General features: G+C 72.4%; 20 protein-coding genes. 15 read left to right on the plus strand and 5 right to left on the minus strand.

The annotated features are described in order from the left end of the window. The first annotated feature begins 43 nt into the window (after positions 1 to 43). The 6 genes from AB0C84_RS36955 (at position 44) to AB0C84_RS36980 (ending at position 6,108) form a co-directional block, all read left to right on the plus strand. Positions 44 to 889 (plus strand): LLM class flavin-dependent oxidoreductase, encoded by an 846-nt coding sequence (locus AB0C84_RS36955; RefSeq protein ID WP_361075295.1) that lies wholly within the window; start codon positions 44 to 46, stop codon positions 887 to 889. 162 nt (positions 890 to 1,051) lie between these two features. Then, a complete protein-coding gene (locus AB0C84_RS36960) occupies positions 1,052 to 1,882 on the plus strand; it encodes an undecaprenyl-diphosphate phosphatase (protein ID WP_258943256.1) in 831 nt (276 codons plus the stop codon). A 138-nt stretch (positions 1,883 to 2,020) separates the two neighbouring features. Continuing rightward, positions 2,021 to 3,487 carry an IS607 family element RNA-guided endonuclease TnpB gene (gene tnpB / locus AB0C84_RS36965; protein WP_361075322.1) on the plus strand — a complete coding sequence of 489 codons (1,467 nt, stop codon included), beginning with the start codon at positions 2,021 to 2,023 and terminating at the stop codon, positions 3,485 to 3,487. Between the two features lie 96 nt (positions 3,488 to 3,583). Then, positions 3,584 to 4,327: a dienelactone hydrolase family protein gene (locus tag AB0C84_RS36970; RefSeq protein ID WP_361075297.1), complete on the plus strand. Its 744-nt coding sequence runs from the start codon at positions 3,584 to 3,586 to the stop codon at positions 4,325 to 4,327. 11 nt (positions 4,328 to 4,338) lie between these two features. Further along, positions 4,339 to 4,611: a DUF6295 family protein gene (locus tag AB0C84_RS36975; protein ID WP_361075299.1), complete on the plus strand. Its 273-nt coding sequence runs from the start codon at positions 4,339 to 4,341 to the stop codon at positions 4,609 to 4,611. Between the two features lie 267 nt (positions 4,612 to 4,878). Beyond that, positions 4,879 to 6,108 carry a cytochrome P450 gene (locus AB0C84_RS36980; protein ID WP_246396248.1) on the plus strand — a complete coding sequence of 410 codons (1,230 nt, stop codon included), beginning with the start codon at positions 4,879 to 4,881 and terminating at the stop codon, positions 6,106 to 6,108. 9 nt (positions 6,109 to 6,117) lie between these two features. Here AB0C84_RS36980 and AB0C84_RS36985 read toward each other — a convergent pair whose 3' ends face one another. Then, positions 6,118 to 7,071 carry an ATP-dependent DNA ligase gene (locus AB0C84_RS36985; protein WP_361075301.1) on the minus strand — a complete coding sequence of 318 codons (954 nt, stop codon included), beginning with the start codon at positions 7,069 to 7,071 and terminating at the stop codon, positions 6,118 to 6,120. A 52-nt stretch (positions 7,072 to 7,123) separates the two neighbouring features. On the opposite strand from AB0C84_RS36985, the gene AB0C84_RS36990 reads away from it, so the two are divergent. Beyond that, a complete protein-coding gene (locus AB0C84_RS36990; protein ID WP_361075303.1) occupies positions 7,124 to 7,762 on the plus strand; it encodes an FMN-binding negative transcriptional regulator in 639 nt (212 codons plus the stop codon). 40 nt (positions 7,763 to 7,802) lie between these two features. Here AB0C84_RS36990 and AB0C84_RS36995 read toward each other — a convergent pair whose 3' ends face one another. Both AB0C84_RS36995 and AB0C84_RS37000 read right to left on the minus strand, forming a co-directional pair. Then, positions 7,803 to 8,078: a sulfurtransferase TusA family protein gene (locus AB0C84_RS36995; RefSeq protein ID WP_361075305.1), complete on the minus strand. Its 276-nt coding sequence runs from the start codon at positions 8,076 to 8,078 to the stop codon at positions 7,803 to 7,805. Positions 8,079 to 8,150: 72 nt separating this feature from the next. Further along, positions 8,151 to 8,834, minus strand: coding sequence for a carbon-nitrogen hydrolase family protein (locus tag AB0C84_RS37000; protein ID WP_361075307.1), 684 nt, complete (start codon positions 8,832 to 8,834; stop codon positions 8,151 to 8,153). A gap of 180 nt (positions 8,835 to 9,014) precedes the next feature. On the opposite strand from AB0C84_RS37000, the gene AB0C84_RS37005 reads away from it, so the two are divergent. Further along, on the plus strand, positions 9,015 to 9,377 hold the full coding sequence (locus tag AB0C84_RS37005; protein ID WP_258943150.1) for an STAS domain-containing protein: 363 nt from the start codon (positions 9,015 to 9,017) through the stop codon (positions 9,375 to 9,377). A gap of 4 nt (positions 9,378 to 9,381) precedes the next feature. On the opposite strand, the gene AB0C84_RS37010 is transcribed toward AB0C84_RS37005, so the two are convergent. After that, positions 9,382 to 10,539 (minus strand): ROK family protein, encoded by a 1,158-nt coding sequence (locus AB0C84_RS37010; protein WP_361075309.1) that lies wholly within the window; start codon positions 10,537 to 10,539, stop codon positions 9,382 to 9,384. Between the two features lie 116 nt (positions 10,540 to 10,655). Here AB0C84_RS37010 and AB0C84_RS37015 point away from each other — a divergent pair, with 116 nt between their 5' ends. Genes AB0C84_RS37015 through AB0C84_RS37040 form a run of 6 tightly spaced genes read left to right on the plus strand, consistent with a single transcriptional unit; the run spans position 10,656 to position 15,565 of the window. Beyond that, the gene (locus AB0C84_RS37015) at positions 10,656 to 11,384 is read left to right on the plus strand and encodes an amino acid ABC transporter ATP-binding protein (RefSeq protein WP_258943148.1); all 729 of its coding nucleotides are present in this window, start codon (positions 10,656 to 10,658) and stop codon (positions 11,382 to 11,384) included. Positions 11,385 to 11,436: 52 nt separating this feature from the next. Next, positions 11,437 to 12,372 carry a glutamate ABC transporter substrate-binding protein gene (locus AB0C84_RS37020; RefSeq protein WP_179847853.1) on the plus strand — a complete coding sequence of 312 codons (936 nt, stop codon included), beginning with the start codon at positions 11,437 to 11,439 and terminating at the stop codon, positions 12,370 to 12,372. A gap of 19 nt (positions 12,373 to 12,391) precedes the next feature. After that, a complete protein-coding gene (locus AB0C84_RS37025; protein WP_179847852.1) occupies positions 12,392 to 13,036 on the plus strand; it encodes an amino acid ABC transporter permease in 645 nt (214 codons plus the stop codon). Beyond that, positions 13,033 to 13,875 carry an amino acid ABC transporter permease gene (locus AB0C84_RS37030; RefSeq protein WP_258943145.1) on the plus strand — a complete coding sequence of 281 codons (843 nt, stop codon included), beginning with the start codon at positions 13,033 to 13,035 and terminating at the stop codon, positions 13,873 to 13,875. The genes AB0C84_RS37025 and AB0C84_RS37030 overlap by 4 nt, the downstream gene beginning before the upstream one ends. An 8-nt stretch (positions 13,876 to 13,883) precedes the next feature. Next, positions 13,884 to 14,825: an asparaginase gene (locus AB0C84_RS37035; RefSeq protein ID WP_361075312.1), complete on the plus strand. Its 942-nt coding sequence runs from the start codon at positions 13,884 to 13,886 to the stop codon at positions 14,823 to 14,825. After that, positions 14,822 to 15,565, plus strand: a complete 744-nt coding sequence (locus AB0C84_RS37040; protein WP_361075314.1) for a copper homeostasis protein CutC — start codon at positions 14,822 to 14,824, stop codon at positions 15,563 to 15,565. Before AB0C84_RS37035 ends, AB0C84_RS37040 begins: the two co-directional genes overlap by 4 nt. Positions 15,566 to 15,831: 266 nt before the next feature. Here the strand turns inward: AB0C84_RS37040 and AB0C84_RS37045 are convergent, their stop codons facing one another. Continuing rightward, entirely contained in the window at positions 15,832 to 16,632 is an 801-nt protein-coding gene (locus AB0C84_RS37045; RefSeq protein ID WP_361075316.1) for an SAM-dependent methyltransferase, read from the minus strand. Positions 16,633 to 16,842: 210 nt separating this feature from the next. On the opposite strand from AB0C84_RS37045, the gene AB0C84_RS37050 reads away from it, so the two are divergent. Continuing rightward, positions 16,843 to 16,990 (plus strand): maltotransferase domain-containing protein (locus AB0C84_RS37050; protein ID WP_361075324.1); only part of this gene is annotated, 148 nt, incomplete at its 3' end.

Raw genomic sequence — 16,990 nt, forward strand, 5'->3', positions numbered from 1 at the left:
CCGAGCGCCCCGGCCCGCTGGACCGTGCCACTAGCCTGGGGCGATGCGCCTCGGTGTGAACGTCCCCAACTTCGGCCCCGGCACCGACCCGGGCGTCCTGCGGCAGTGGGCGCGGACGGTCGAGGGCCTCGGCTTCGACCTGCTGATGGTCTCCGACCACGTCGCGATCACGGCCGACGTCGCCGCGCAGTACCCGGCGCCGTTCTACGAGCCGTTCACCACGCTCTCCTGGCTCGCCGGCGTGACCGAACGGGTGCGGCTCGGCACCACCGTGCTGGTCGTCCCGTACCGGCATCCGCTCCTCATCGCGCGCATGGCCGCCAACCTCAACGACCTGAGCGGCGGGCGGTTCGTCCTCGGCGCCGGGGTCGGCTGGGCCCGCGAGGAGTACGCCGCGCTCGGGGTCCCGTACACCCGGCGCGGCGCCCTCACCGACGAGTACCTGCGGGCGATCCGCGCCGCCTGGGAGGACGAGGGCGACTACCGCGCGGGGCGGATCCCCCTCTGGATCGGCGGCAACAGCGACGCCGCGCTCCGCCGGGCCGTGCGCGTCGGCGACGCCTGGCACCCCCTGCGCTTCGCCCTCCCCTGGCTCCGCGGTGCGCTGGAGCGGTTGAAGGCCGTCGCGGACGAGCAGGGGCGCCCGATGCCCGGCCTGGAGCCCCGCATCGCCCTGCGGCTGACGTCCTCCCCCGTCACCGGTCCCGACCGGCTCACGGGAGAGGGGACCCTCGACCAGGTCGCCGACGACCTGGAGCAGCTGCGGCTGCTCGGCGCGGGCACGGTCCTCCTCGATCCCTTCAACGGCGACCCGGACGAGACGCTGCGCCCCGGCGACGCCTGGCGCGACCTCGCGGCGGTCGCCGCCCTGGCCGGCTCCGGCCGGTAGCACACGCCCGGACCAGGCCGGCCGGAGCCGAGCGTGACCGAAGGCGGTCCGCCGGGTTAACGATCAGTGAAGTTATCGTTCCCGTCGCGGGATCCGGCCGCGGCGCGGCAGTAGGCTCGGCGCGAAGCCAGCGCAGGTCGGAGAGGAACTGGGTCCTTGAGCGTGATCAATGTCGGGCAGGCGATCGTCCTCGGGATCGTGGAGGGCCTGACCGAGTTCCTCCCGGTCTCCTCGACCGGGCATCTGAAGATCACCGAGGGTCTGATGGACATCCCGGTGGACGACAAGGCCGTGGTCGGGTTCACCGCGGTCATCCAGGTCGGCGCGATCGCGGCGGTGCTGGTGTACTTCTTCTCCGACATCGTCCGGATCGTCAAGGCGTGGGGCGTCGGGATCGCCCGGCCATCCGAGCGCTACCACCACGACTACAAGTTCGCCTGGTGGGTCATCTACGCCACCATCCCGGTCGTGATCGTCGGGGTCGCCGCCAAGCCCCTCATCGAGGGCCCGCTCGCCTCGCTGTGGGTGGTCGCCGGGTCCCTGATCGGCGGCAGCGCCGTGATGTTCGCCGCCGACCGGCTCGGCACGCACAAGCGCGGCGAGGACGACACGTCCCTCACCGACGCGATGCTGATCGGCTCGTCGCAGATCCTCGCCCTGCTGTTCCCCGGCTTCTCCCGGTCGGGCGCGACGATGTCGACGGGCCTCATGCTCGGCCTCGACCGGGTCGCCGCGACCCGCCTGTCGTTCTTCATGGGCATCCCGGCGCTGACCGGCGCCGGCATCTACGAGCTGCCGAGCGCGCTCGGCTCGGGCGCCGGAGTCCTGCCGCTCGCGGTCGGCACGGCGGTGTCGTTCGTCGTGGCCTACGCCTCCATCGCCTGGCTGCTGCGGTTCGTGGCGCGGCACAGCTTCACCTCGTTCGTGGTCTACCGGATCGTCGTCGGCCTGCTGCTGTTCGGCCTCCTCGGCGCGGGCGCGCTGAACGCCTGACTTCACTGAGGCGCTGACTTCGATGTGCACACGGCTCTACGGGCGACGAGTGGCGAAGAACCGTGCGGCTCGCACGAGGGCCATGGCCACGAACTCGGCCGTCGAGTGAAGAATTTCCGTCCGCAGCCCGGTTTCGTAATGCAGGCGTATCGGTTCGCGTTGGATCCCAACGCCACCCAAGAGTCTGCGCTGCGCTCGCATTGCGGTGCGGCCCGCGCCGCCTACAACTGGGCCGTCGCGTGGGTCGAGGCGTCCTGGTGGCAGCGCCGTGCGGAAGAGTCCTACGGCATCCCCGAAGAGGCGCTAACTCAGTGGCGGCCCTGGTCGCTGCCCGCGCTGCGCAAGGCGTTCAACGCCGCCAAGCACACCGATCCGAGATTTGCCGCCTGGTGGCAGGAGAACTCCAAAGAGGCGTACTCCACGGGCCTGGCCAACGCCGCCGCCGCGTTCGACAACTACGCGAGGTCGAAACAGAGTAAGCGGCGGGGCAAGCGGATCGGGATGCCACGCTTGAAGTCGAAACGGAAAGCGCGTCTGGCCTGCCGGTTCACCACCGGCACCATCCGTGTCGAGTCCAGCGGCCGTCACGTGACGCTGCCCAGGCTCGGGACGATCCGCACACACGAACCCACCTCCAAGCTCTTCGCCCACGTCCAAGCCGGGACGGCGCGGATCCTGTCGGCGACCGTCAGGTTCGAGCGCGGGCGCTGGTTCGTCTCCTTCCAGACCGAGGTCAAGCGTGACCCGGTGAAGGTCGGCCGGCCGGACGCGGCGGTCGGCATCGACCTCGGTGTGAAGACCCTCGCGGTCATGGCCGACAGCACCGGCCAAGTACGCCATGAGCCCAACCCCAGGCACCTGGACGCGGCGCTCACACGGCTGCGCCGCGCCTCCCGCATCGCCTCCCGCCGCCAGGGGCCCGACCGCAAGAGCGGACGCAAGCCGTCCAAGCGGTGGGAGAAGGCCAATGCGACCCGCAACCGAGTCCACCACCGCGTCGCCAACCTCCGCCAGGACGCACTGCACAAGCTCACCACGAAGGTGGCGGCCGAGTACGGCACCGTCGTGGTCGAAGACCTCAACGTCGCCGGGATGCTCCGCAACCGACGCCTCGCCCGCCACATCGCCGACGCCGGGTTCGCGGAAATCCGCCGCCAACTCACCTACAAGACCCAGCGCAACGGCTGCCGCATCGCGGTCGCCGACCGCTGGTCCCCCTCCTCGAAGACCTGCTCGGGATGCGGCGCGGTGAAAGCCAAACTGCCGCTGCACATCCGGACCTTCGAATGCGACGCCTGCGGCCTGGTCATCGACCGGGACGCCAACGCCGCGTTCAACCTCGCCGCACTCGCGGCAGGCGCTGTAACAGGTACCGGAGTGGCCGGAGACCTGGGCACCCCCGTGGCGCCGAAACCTCGTGGAGCCGACCACAAGACCCGCACCACCCGCCCCCGCCGACAGGCCGGGACGGGGCGGGCAGGTGGCGAAACCCTGCCGCACCAGCGACAGACAGAAACGAGAGACCGTACTCACACCAAAGACCCAAGCTCTGGTGTTGTGACGGACCTTCTAGGCCAAAAGGCCCGGGATGCTCAGCGCCGCTAAGGCTCTGAGCAACGGTATGCGAGAGACTGTCACGGTCCGCACGCCGGTGAGAGCACGGCGTGCGCGCGGACCCCGCTGAGGAACGGAGCTTCGAGCATGAGCGACGCGATGTGGGCCGGCACGGTCTCCATCACCGGGCACGGCGAGGACGAGCTGGAGGCCTACCTGGCGCGGCCGCTGGGCGACGCCCCGCGCGGCGGCGTCGTGGTGATCCACCACATGCCCGGCTACGACCCCGGCACCAAGGAGTTCGTCCGGACGTTCGCGGCGCACGGGTACGCCGCGATCGCCCCGAACCTGTACTCGCGCGAGGGCGCCGGCGTCAGCCCGGACGACCAGGCGGCCGCGGCCCGCGCCAAGGGCGGTGTCCCGGACGAGCAACTCGTCGGCGACGTCGCCGGGGCCGCCGCGCATCTGAACTCGCTCGACCACGCCAGCGGCCGGATCGGGGTGATCGGGCACTGCTCGGGAGGGCGGCACGCGTTCCTGGCGGCCTGCGAGCTGGACCTCGACGCGGCCGTCGACTGCTACGGCGCCTTCGTCGTCAGCGATCCGCCCGAGGACTACCCGACCTCCGCCCGGTCGATCCTGTCCAAGGCGCCCGGCCTGTCGTGCCCGCTGCTCGGCCTGTTCGGCGAGGAGGACCGGTTCCCCGCGCCCGGCGAGGTCGCCGCCCTGGACGCCGAGCTGACCAGGCTCGGCAAGGAGCACGAGTTCCACAGCTACCCCGGCGCGGGGCACGCGTTCTTCGCCGTCGAGCGGCCCGCGTTCCGTCCCGCCGCGGCCAAGGACGGCTGGGAGAAGATCTTCGCCTTCCTCGGCCGCCACCTCGGCGCCTGAGAGGAGGCCCCATGTGCACCTACCAGACGGTGAAGACGGAGCTGGACGGCGCGGCCAAGGGCGCGAACGGCTGGTTCACGCTGACCGGCGGCGCGGTCTACGTCGACCACCCGTACCACGCCTGCCACGAGCACACCGTGAACATCGACTTCACCAACGCCGGGGAGGGGCCGTCCGCGCGCGTCGCGGTCGAGCTGACCGAGGAGTCGGCGCTGGCGCTCGTCGAGGCCATCCAGCGGGCCCTCGCCGCCGCCCCGCCCGGCCTCGCCTCGGCCGCCGGCTGAACCGGATCGGGCCCGGTTCCCACCCGTACGGCACCGTGCCTGAGGTGCCGCCCGGCAACGCGGCGGCGCCCGGGCACGGGTGAGGCGGCGGGGCCCCAGCACACCGAGACCCGAGCTGAGGATTTCCGTACGGCTGTTTAAGGAAAGGCCGAAACGAGCGGGACGCGTCCATTTCCAGGTGAATTGGCGGTAAGGCGCCACGACCCCTTACGTTGGCACCCGTCGCTCATCGCATGCATGTCGTTACGGACATGTTCCATATCCCGCTTGGAGAGGACCTCAATGGAGATCCCGCTCGTCATCGACCCGGCCGGCAGCGACGTCCAGGGAGAGGCCGCGAAGCTGCGGTCGCGGGGGCCGGTGACCCCCGTGGAACTGCCCGGAGGCGTCGTCGCCTGGGCGGTGACCGGCCAGGAGCAGCTGAAACGACTGCTGGCCGATCCGCGGGTGTCCAAGAATCCGAACCTGCACTGGACGAAATGGATCAACGGTGAGATCGCGGAGGACTGGCCGCTGAGCCTGTGGGTCTCGGTGCGGAACATGTTCACCGCCTACGGCGACGACCACCGGCGGCTCCGCACCATCATCTCGCGGGCGTTCACCCCGCGCCGCACCGAGGCGCTGCGGCCGGACGTCGAGGAGATCACCCGGTCGCTCCTGGACGGCCTGGCCGCCTCCCCCGGCGGCCGCGCCGACCTGCGCGAGGCGTTCGCCTACCCGCTGCCCATCGAGGTGATCTGCCGGCTGTTCGGCGTCCCCGACGAGACCCGGCCCGCGCTGCGCCGCTGCGTGGACGGCGTCTTCAACACGGCGCTGACCGCCGAGGAAGCCTTCGCCAACCAGACCGAGATGTACGGGATCCTCCAGGAGTTCGTCGCGTTCCGGCGGCGCGAGCCCGCCGACGACCTGGCCGGCGTGCTGATCTCCTCCCGCGACGAGGACGGCTCGCGGCTGAGCGAGCAGGAGCTGGTCGACACGCTGATCCTGATGATCTCCGCCGGGCACGAGACGACGGTGAACCTGCTCGACCAGGCGATCACGGCGCTGCTGACGCACCCGGAGCAGTACGCGCTCGTCCGGTCCGGCGAGGTGCCGTGGACGGAGGTCATCGAGGAGTCGCTGCGCTGGCAGGCGCCGGTCGCGAACCTGCCGCTGCGCTACGCCGTGGAGGACATCGACGTCGACGGCGTGACGATCGGCAAGGGCGAGGCGATCCTCGCCGCCTACGCCGCCGCGGGACGCGACCTCGCCCTGCACGGCGACGACGCCGACCTGTTCGACCTCAGGCGCGCGAACAAGGAGCACATCTCCTTCGGGCACGGCGTGCACTACTGCGTCGGCTCCCACCTCGCGCGGCTGGAAGCGGAGATCGCGCTGCCGGCGCTCTTCGCCCGCTTCCCCGACATGGCGCTCGCCGTCGACCCCGCCGACCTGAGGCCGGTCGAGTCGTTCATCTCCAACGGCCACCGGACGCTGCCCGTGGTGCTCGGTTCCTGAGCGGCTCCGCTAGCCGTCGCGGCGCGCCCGGGCCCGGCGCTTGCCCTCGTGCATCGCCTGGACCCGGGCGATCGGGATCGTGTGGCCCTGCTCGACCAGGTCGGCGGGGACCGCCTGCGGCTCCGGCATGAGGCCGGTCCAGACGTCGCGCCCCGCGAGCGCCGCGGCGGCCGTGCGGATCGTGAAGTCGGAAGGCGCCACCCGGTCGAGGTCGTCCCAGGCCACGGGGAACGAGACGGGCGTGCCCGGACGGATCCGCGGGCTGTAGGCGGCGACGACGGTCGCGCCGCCCGCGCGGGTCGAGTCGAGGAACACCTTGCCGCCGCGGTCCTCGCGGATGAACGCCGTCGTGACCAGGCCGGGGTCGAGCCGCTCGGCGCGGACGGCCAGGGCGCGCGTCGCGGCGGCGACGTCCTCGACGCGCGTGGCGCCGTCCAGGGGGACGAACACGTGGACGCCCTTGGCGCCGCTGGTCTTGACGGCGCCCCGCAGGCCCGAGTCGTCCATCGCGCGGCGCACGAGGTGGGCGGCGGCGACCGCGTCGCCGAACGCGTCCGCGCCGGGCGGGTCGATGTCGATGACCAGGTGGGTGGGCCTGTCCCACGTCTCGGCGCGCACGAGCGGCGGGTGGTACTCGACGGCGCGCTGGTTCGCGAACCACAGCAGCGTGCGGCGGTCGTCGCACAGCGCGTAGGACACCTCCCGCTGCGACGTCGCCGCCCAGACCGCCACCGTCCGCACCCAGGACGGGGTGTACTTCGGCGTGTTCTTCTGCATGAACGGCTTCTGGCCGCGCAGCACGCGCTTGACCGACAGCGGCCGGCCCTCGAGCTGCGGGACCAGGCAGCCGGCGACGGCGTCCAGGTAGTCGACCAGGTCGCGTTTCGTCGCGTCCGCCCCCTCGAACAGGGGCTGGTCGAGGTTCGTCAGCCGAACCCCGTCACGCTCTTCATCGGCGCTCACCCCACCAGCTTCGCACGCGGCCCCGACATCGCCGTGGGGTAGCGTCGCGTCCATGTACGTACCGGCGCATTTCTCGGCGGACGACGCCGAGGTCAGGGAGCTGCTGGCCGGGTGCGGGGCGGCCGATCTCGTCACCGTCTCCCCGCGGGGGCTGACCGCGACGTACCTGCCCGTCCTGTACGACCCGACGGTCGGCGAGCACGGCGCGGTGCTGGCGCACGTGGCGCGCAACAACGACCAGTGGCGCGAGCCCGCGTCCGGGGAGTCGCTGCTCATCGTCCACGGGCCGGACGCGTACGTGTCGCCGTCCTGGTACGCGTCCAAGGCCGAGCACGGGCGCGTGGTGCCGACGTGGAACTACCTCACCGCCCACGTCTACGGCCGCCTCGTCGTGCACGACGACCCGGCGTGGGTGGAGTCGATGGTCCGCCGCCTGACCGAACGCCACGAGCAGGGCCGCGACCCGTCCTGGGCGGTCGACGACGCCCCGCCCGCGTTCGTCGCCGGTCAGCTGCGCGCGATCGTGGGCCTGGAGCTGCGCGTCACTCGCGTCGAGGCCAAGGTGAAGATGAGCCAGAACCGCCCCGAGGCCGACATCGCGGGCGTCATCGCGGGCTACCGGGCCCGGGGCGACGCGACCATGGCGGACGCCGTCCGGACCGCGGCGCGGCGCGCGGCACGCGAAGAGTGAGGGGGCGCGGAGCGTCGCCGGCGGCCGCCGGGCCCGGCGGTCAGCGGGGGCGCCAGGGGGATTCCGGTGAGGTCGGGCGGGCGTCGGCCGCCACCCGGAGCGCGTAGGTGGGAGTGGGTGAGCCGTCCACGGGGCCCAGGTAGTGGTGGCCGGTCAGGTGGCACCAGGCGGGCAGGTCGATGGGGGCCGCGGGGTCGGCGGCGATGAGGTGGACGACGGTCCCGGGCGCCAGGCCGGCGATGTGGCCGCGCAGTTCGAGCAGGAGGCGCACGCAGGAACGGTCGCCGCCGTCGATGACGACTGGGTCCGAGCTCATTCCCACCCCCGGGTCCGCGCGACGTGCAGGCGTAGGGGGAAATATAGGGCTTTCGTGTGACAAGGGCGGTGGTCAGACCAGGACCGCCCGGGCGATGCCGCCCGGTTCCGGGCCCGCCTGGGCGGCGACGAGGCCCGCCGGGGTGCGGATGCTGGAGCATCCGGCGGCCGGCTCGTAGCCGCCGCCCGTCATGCCCGCGAAACTGGCGAACGCCACCCAGACGCCGTGCTCGGCGGCGATCCGGCGGGACCGGTTCGCGAGGACGTCCGCGTCGTCCTCGCACACGCCGCCGAGGTAGGCGTCGACGCCGAGTGCGGCGGTGTCGGCCGCGTGGCGCCGGACGCCCGTGTCCTTGCAGATGGCGAGGCCGAGGCGGCGGCCGTCGACGGTGATGACGGCGGGCTTCTCGCCCGGTTCGAATTGGTCCACCTCGATGTGGCCCAGCCACATCTTGCGATAGGCGACCGTGATGCCGGTGGAGTCCACCCGGAGCATCGCGATGCTCCCGCCGACCGGGGCGCCCACGAGGGCGACGGTGTTCGAGGACGCGCACGCTTTGATCAAAGGTTCCAGGCGGGGGTCATCCGGGACGACGTCCTGAGCGTCAAGTTCGTATCCGGTCAGGGAGAGCTCGGGAAAGAGGACCACCCTGGAGTGGGCGGCATGAATGGTCAGGACGTGCTCCGTCACGTTCGCCGCCACGTCGTGTGACGTGGAGGGCGGCTGGACGGCGGCGAGGGTGAGCGGCTCCGGCACGCGTCCTCCAACTCGACAAAACAGGATCAAACGCTAGTGAACGGGATCGTCGGCGATATGGGCGAGGGAGGTCCTAGACTTGACTCTTTCTTTCAGGTTTCGTCCAGCTTTGGAGCTTACAGTCGCAGTGAAGTACCCCCCGTTGTCATCCAGGTGAGGAAATCGGCTTTGGGGCGAGTCATGGATCTCGGAGTGGGGCGCGTGGAGCGCACGGAGACCTGCGGGACGCTGACGTTCCCGGACGAGGTCGACCTCAGCAACGGCGAGGCCGTCCTCGCCCAGGCCGTCCGGCTTCTGGACGCCGGGACGCCCGCACTGATCCTCGACCTGACCGGTTGCACGTTCTGCGACTCCAACGGCCTGAACGTCATCACGCGGTCGCAGATGCGGGCGAGCGAACTGGGCGTGCCCATGTGGGTGGTGCTGCCGCCGCGCGGGATCGTCCGCCGGGTGTCGGAGGTGGCGGGGCTCCAGCGCCGCGTCGCGATCGCGCCGGACGTGGCGACGGCCCGCGAGGCGCTGTCGGCGTCGGCGGGCGCGTAGCCCCTCAGCGCTCCAGGGCGCGGTCGATCCACTCGTCCGCGGCGCCGAGGAGCAGGTGGCCGGCGCCGAGGATGCTGGCGTCGCGGCCCGCGCGGGAGGTGGCGATCTCCAGGTTGCGGGTGGCGAGCGGCAGGCAGCGCTCGTAGATGACCCCCCGGATCGTCGCGACCAGCGGCTCGGCGTTGGACAGGCTGCCGCCGATGACGAGCGCGTCGGGGTTGAAGAAGTTCACGAGCGCGGTCAGCACGTCGCCGATCAGGCGCCCGGCCGTGCGCACCGCGCTGGTCGCCTGGGGGACGCCGTCGGTGACGAGGTCGACGATCCGGGACGGGTTGTCCGCCTCGATGCCCTGGGCGGCCAGGGACGCGGCGAGGGCGGCGCCGCTGGCGTGGGCCTCCAGGCAGTCGGGGTGGCCGCAGGAGCAGTCGACGGTGGCCTCGGACAGGATCCGGACGTGGCTGATGTCGCCCGCCGCGCCGCGCCCCCGGTGCAGCCGCCCGTCCACGATGACGCCGCAGCCGATGCCGCTGCCGAGCTTGATGACCATCACGTTGTCGAGCGCCGGCCATGACGCGCGGTGCTCGCCGACGGCCATGAGGTTGGCGTCGTTCTCGACCAGGGCCGGGACGCCGGCGAGGCCGGCCGTGTAGTCGCGGACGGGGAAGTCGTTCCAGCCGGGCATGCGCGAGGGCGAGACGACCTGGCCCGTCGCCGGGTCGACCGGACCGGGAAGCCCGATCCCGACGCCGCGGACGGGGACGTCGCGCAGGCCGTGGTCGCCGGCGAGGGCGTGCAGGCTGCGCAGGACCGCCGCCAGCGTCTCCTCGGGCCCGACGGCGATGTCGCACGCGAGGTCGGACAGCGCGAGGGGCGTCCCGGCGAGGTCGGCGACCGCGAGGCGGGCGTGGTGCGCGCCGAGGTCGGCGACCAGGTGCATGCCCGCCTCGCGGGCGAGCCGAAGGCGGCGGGGCCGCCGGCCCCCGCGCGAGGCCCCGGCGCCTTCCTCTGCGAACAGGCCGGCCTCGATGAGCTGCTCGACCCGCAGCGAGACGCTGGAGGCGGCGAGGCCGGAGAGCCGGGCGAGCTCGGCCCGCGACTCCGCCTGGCCGGTCGCCACCAGCCGCACGAGTGCCGCCGGTCCGTCGTCTCTGCTGTTACGCACCCCAGATAGATAGCATGCGCGAACTTGGTACGGCAACGCGTTGACTTACGTCGATTTGACGCTCTATCGTCCTCTTTGACTTCGATTTCGAAGGAAGTTGGAACGAAGGTGACCGAATGATCGAGGTTCGCGGGCTGTACAAGCGCTTCGGCGATCACACGGCCCTGCGCGACGTGGACCTGGACGTGGCCCGCGGCGAGGTCGTCGTGGTGGTCGGCCCGTCAGGGTCGGGCAAGTCGACGCTGTGCCGGTGCCTGAACCGGCTGGAGACGCCGGACTCCGGCGTCGTCCGCATCGACGGCGAGGAGCTGCCCGAGGAGGGCCGCGCCCTCGCCCGCCTCCGCGCGGACGTCGGCATGGTGTTCCAGTCGTTCAACCTGTTCCAGCACAAGACCGTCCTGGAGAACCTGACGCTCGCGCCCACCCGGGTGCGCGGCGTCTCGCGCGCCGAGGCCGAGCGGACCGCGCGCGAACTGCTCGACCGGGTCGGCATCGGCGAGCAGGCCGGCAAGCTGCCCGCGCAGCTGTCGGGCGGCCAGCAGCAGCGCGCCGCGATCGCCCGCGCGCTCGCGATGCGGCCGAAGGCGATGCTGTTCGACGAGCCGACCTCGGCGCTCGACCCCGAGATGGTCGGCGAGGTCCTCGACGTGATGACGGGCCTCGCCCGCGACGGCATGACGATGGTGGTCGTCACCCACGAGATGGGGTTCGCCCGCCGGGTCGCCGACCGCGTCGTGTTCATGGCGGACGGCGAGGTCGTCGAGACCGGCGCGCCGGCCGCCTTCTTCGACTCCCCCGCCAGCGACCGGGCCCGGGACTTCCTGGCCAAGGTCCTCAGCCACTAGTGCGACCCCGGCGCGCCGCCCATGGCGCGCCACCCGAGAAAGGTTGATGATCATGGTGCGTACCCCTGCGGGGATGCGGCGGGCGGCGGTGGCCGCGGTGGCCGCGCTGTCGCTGACGGGCCTGGCGGCCTGCTCCGGCGGCGACTCCGACTCCGCGGTTCCCGGCTCCGGCGGCGGCAGCGGCGACGACCTGGCGGCCTCGGCCCCGGTCGCCGCGAACCTGCCCGCCGGCTCCACCATGGAGAAGATCAAGCAGCGCGGCGAGCTGGTCGTGGGCGGCTCGCTGGACGCGCCGCTGCTGTCCCAGCAGAACCCGGCGACGAAGAAGGTCGAGGGGCTGGACGCCGACTTCGGCCGGCTGCTCGCCAAGTACATCATCGGCAAGCCCAACGTGAAGATCGTCAACTCGGCGTCGGAGACCCGCGAGGCGCTGCTGTCCAACGGCACCGTGGACGTGGTGTTCCAGACCTACAGCATCACTCCGGAACGTGCCAAGCAGGTCGCGTTCGCCGGGCCGTACTACAGCTCCGGCCTGGTCATCGCCACCAAGAAGGACGAGACCGGGATCAAGGCCCCCGCCGACCTGAAGGGCAAGACCGTCATCGCGGGCGCCAACACCCCGGCGATCCCGGCCATCAAGAAGGCCGCCCCGGGCGCGAAGATCGTCACGTTCGGCAGCGACCCCGAGTGCGTGCAGGCGCTCAAGCAGGGGCGCGGCGACGCCTACGTCCAGGACGAGGCCGTGCTGCTCGCGACCGCCAAGCAGGACCCCTCCATCCAGATCCAGGGCAAGCCGTTCACCAGCGACCCGTACGGCATCGGCCTCAAGCACGGCGACGCGCAGATGAAGCAGTTCGTCAACGACTGGCTCAAGCAGATCCAGCAGTCGGGCCTGTGGGCGAAGGTCTGGAAGAACTCGATCGGGACGGTCGTGCAGGGCGAGGCGCCGCAGCCGCCCGCGATCGGCTCGGCCCCGGGCTCGGAGTGAGCGGAGGCCCCGCCCTGTCATGAACGTCATCACCGACCACCTCGGGGAGTTCGGCGACGGCCTCCTGCTCACCGTCGAGCTGACGCTGCTGGCCCTCGCCGGAGCCCTCGCGACGGGGATCGCCGTCGCCGCGATGCGGGTCAGCCCGGTGCGCGTGCTGCGCGCCGCCGGGATGGCCTACGTCGAGGTCCTGCAGAACATCCCGCTGCTGGTGTGGCTCGTCATCGCCGTGTTCGGGCTCCCCGAGATCGGGGTGATCGCCGGGCTGTTCACCACCTCGGTCATCGTGATCGCCCTCTACCAGGGGGCGTACACGGCCGAGGCGATCCGCTCCGGGATCAACGCGGTGCCGGCCGGGCAGGGCGAGGCCGCCCGCGCGCTCGGGCTGACGTTCGTCCAGTCGCTGCGGCTGGTCGTCCTCCCGCAGGCGCTGCGGACGGTCGTCCAGCCGCTCGGCAACATCGCGATCATGACGCTGATGAACACGGCGCTGGCCGCCGCGGTCGGCGTGGTCGAGCTGACCGCCGCCGCGAACCGGGTCAACCTCGCCGAGGCGCAGCCGATCTGGATCTTCGTGACGGCGGGCCTGGCGTACATGGCGCTGTCGGCGGTCTTCGGCCTGGTGACCGGCGGCCTGGAACGGAAGCTGGCGATCCTGCGATGAGCTCCTCGCGCCTGCTGTTCGACGAGCCGGGCCCCCGCGCCCGGCGCCGCATCCGGATCGCCACCGCGCTGACGCTGCTCGGCGGCGCCGTCCTGGTCGCGCTCGCGCTGCGCCAGTTCGGCGAGAACGGCCAGCTCGCCGCCGACCGGTGGCGCCCGTACGGGACGTGGCCGATGTGGCGGTACCTGCTGGAGGGCCTTCGCTCCACGCTGTACGCCGCGGCCGTGTCGATCGTCCTCGCCATGGCGGCGGGCGTCGCGCTCGCGCTCGGGCGGCTGTCGCCGGCGCGGTGGCTGCGCGTCCCGTCGGCGGCCTACGTCGAGATCGTCCGGACGGTCCCGGCGCTGCTGCTGGTCTACATCGTGCTGTTCGCGCTGCCGAAGTACGGCCTCGACCTCCCGCTGTTCTGGAAGCTCGTCGTCCCGCTGTCGGTGTCCAACGCCGCCGCGTTCGCCGAGATCTTCCGGGCCGGGATCCGGTCGGTGGAGCGCGGGCAGCTGGAGGCGGGGCTCGCGCTGGGCCTGACCCGCGGGCGGGCGATGCGGCTCGTCGTGCTGCCGCAGGCGGCGCGGCGCGTCCTGCCGTCGCTGGTCAGCCAGTCCGCCGGGCTGCTGAAGGACACCTCGCTCGGGTACGTCGTCAGCTACGCCGAACTGCTCTACAGCGGGAAGGTGCTGGCGAACTACAACCATCTGCTCATCCAGACCTACCTGGTGATCGCGCTGATCTACCTGGTGATCAACGCGTCGCTGGCCAAGCTCGCGCGGACGCTGGAGGCGCGGCAGCGGACCCGTCCGTCCCGCGCCGTCCGCGAGGCCGCCCCGGCGGCGCGACCGTGAGGACCGACATGTACGAAGTACTGGCGGAGGTCGTGCGCAACGGCTTCCCCGAAAGCCGCCACTACGGCAGCGTCGCCGGACTCGCCCCGGACGGCACCCTCGCCCACGCGCGGGGCGCCGTCGGGGAGACCGTCCTGCCGCGCTCCACGACCAAGCCGTTCCAGGCGCTCGCCTGCCTGAAGGCGGGCGCGCCGCTGGACGGGGAGCGCCTCGCGATCGCGGCGGGCAGCCACACCGGCGAGGACTTCCACGTCAAGACCGTCGAGGGGATCCTGTCGGACGCGGGACTGGGCGCGGACGCGCTGCGGTGCCCGCCGTCCTGGCCCGAGGACGAGGCGACGCGGAACGCGCTGATCAGGGCGGGCGAGGGCGAGTCGCGGGTGCGGATGAACTGCTCCGGCAAGCACGCCGCCATGCTCGCCGCGTGCGCCGCCAACGGCTGGCCGCCCGACACCTACCTCGACCCGTCGCACCCCCTGCAGCAGCTGGTGCGGCAGGTGATGGCCGACTGCGCCGGGGAGGACCCCTCGCCCGTCGCGATCGACGGGTGCGGCGCGCCGCTGTTCGGCCTCACCCTGACCGGCCTGGCCCGGGCCGCGCGCTCCCTCGTCATCGCCGGGGACGCCCGCCCGGTCGCGGACGCCATGCGCGCCCACCCCGAGTACGTCGGCGGGACGGGCCACGTCAACACCGAGTTCATGCGGGCGCTGCCCGGCTCGGTCGTCAAGGGCGGCGCGGAGGGCGTGCTCGTCGCCGCCACCGCCGAGGGCCGCGCCGTCGCGGTGAAGGTCATCGACGGCAGCCCCCGCGCCACCACCGCCATCGCGCTGCGCGCGCTCGCCGCGCTCGGCGCCGACACCACCCCGGCCGACCCGCTGGGCACCGTCCCCGTTCTCGGCGGCGGGCGCCCGGTGGGCGAGATCCGCACCATCCCGGAAGGACGTTCGTGAGCCTCACCTACGAGATCTGCATCGACAGCGTCGCGGGCGCCGTCGCCGCCGAGAAGGCGGGCGCCCAGCGCGTCGAGCTGTGCGCGGCACTGTTCGACGGGGGGCTCACCCCGACGCTGGGGACGGTCCGCGCCGCGCTCGCGGCCGTGTCGTCGATCAGGGTGCACGTCATCATCCGCCCGCGCGGCGGCGACTTCATCTTCGACGAGCACGAGGTCGCGGCGATGGAGCACGACGTGGCGCTCGTCCGGGAGGCGGGCGCGCACGGCGTGGTGATCGGCGCGCTCACCCCGGAGGGGACGGTCGACCGCCCGGTCGTCGAGCGGCTCATGGCGGCGGCGGGCGGGCTGCCCGTCACCTTCCACCGGGCCTTCGACATGGCCGCCGACCCGTTCGGCGCGCTGGACGTCCTCGCCGGCCTCGGCGTGGCCCGCGTCCTGACGTCCGGGCAGGACGCGAGCGCGCTGGAGGGCGCGCCGCTGATCGCCGAGCTGGTGCGGCACGCGGGCGACCGCGTCATCGTGATGCCCGGCGGCGGCGTCACCGACCGCAACGTCGCGCGGGTCGTGGCCGCGACCGGCGCCACCGAGATCCACTTCGCCGCGCTCAGCGAGGAGCCGAGCCCGGCCGTGCACCGCAACCCGTACCCGTTCATGGGCGGGGAGCTGCGGAGGCCGGAGTACCAGCGCCTCGTCACGACGTCCGACGGCATCGCCTCGGTCATCCGCGCGGCCAGCTAGCCTGTGTTTCAAAGTCCCGGCCCACTTCGCTCGCCTGGCGGCTGTGTTTTCCACAGTCCCGGCCCACTTCGCTCGCCTGGCGGCTCGCTACGTGACCGAGACTTGGCGAACGCGGCATCGCTTCGCGATCTGCCCGGCTCCGCTCGCCTCCGGCTTCGCTCCACCGGCCAGGTCACGCGTTCGCACGCTTGACCGGAGCCACTTCGACACAGGACCTAGCCGCCGACGCCCGCGGGCGCCGTCCGCCCTCCCTCGCGCGGGAAGGGTCAGGGCTTGCGGGCGACGGCGGCGTAACCGGCCACTTCGGCGGGCTCGCCCCAGGGAGTGTGCTCGGGACGCCACCTGGACATGGAGACGACTCCGGGGTCCAGGAGTTCGAGGCCGTCGAAGAAGCGGGTGACGGCCGCGCGCGTGCGCGGGACCATCGGATTGGCCGACTTCTCGTTCCAGTCCTGCTGCGCCTCGGCCTGGGCGGTCTCCCCCGCGTCGAAGTCCAGGGTGGCGTGCGTCATCACCAGGTGGCTTCCGGACGGCACGGCGTCCAGCAGCACGTCGAGGACCCGGCGGGCCTCGCCGTCGTCGTGGACGAAGTGCATGACGCCCAGCAGCATGATCGCCACCGGCCTTCCGAAGTCGAGCGTCGCGGCGGCCTTCGCCAGGATGTCGCCCGGTTCGCGCAGATCGGCGTGGAGGTAGTCGCAGGCGCCCTCGGGGCTGCTGCTGAGCAGGGCCCGCGCGTGGGTCAGCACCAGGGGATCGTTGTCCACGTAGACGATGCGCGCGTCCGGCGCCGCGCGCTGCGCGACCTCATGGGTGTTGTCCATGGTCGGCAGGCCGGTGCCGATGTCGAGGAACTGCCGGACGCCGGCCTCGCCCGCGAGGTGGCGGACGGACCTGCCGAGGAACGCGCGGTCGGCGAGGGCGATGTCGACGATCTGCGGGAACATGGCCCGGAACTGCTCGGCGGCCCGCTGGTCGACCTCGTAGTTGTCCTTCCCGCCGAGCAGATGGTTCCAGACCCGCGCCGAATGCGGAACGTTCGTGTCGATCTCCGGTCCCTCCGCCACCGCGGTACCTCCAAGATCCTCGGTTTCCGCCCAACCTAGCGCCGCGGCGCGCCGCCCGCCCGCCGGTCGCCCCACCCCGATGAGCGCGCCGCGGCCGGACGGTTCTTTGCATGATCTTGTGATTTCGCGGATGCCGGTGAGTTGCGGACGGGGCATGGATGTCTGCGACCGGTACCGGACGGCCCGGCGCGACGAGCGGGAGCGGGACACATGCAGGTGAAGCTGGAGGCGGAGCTCGGCCGCATCCCCATCCTGGACGTGGCGCCGGTGGTGGGGTGCGGCCGGTGGCCGGCGAAGGCGGTCGTGGGTCAGACGGTCGAGGTGTCGGCGACGGTGTTCCGGGAGGGGCACGAGCGGC

This window comes from Actinomadura sp. NPDC048955, from assembly GCF_040649435.1.
GTDB classification, from domain to species: domain Bacteria; phylum Actinomycetota; class Actinomycetes; order Streptosporangiales; family Streptosporangiaceae; genus Spirillospora; species Spirillospora luteofluorescens.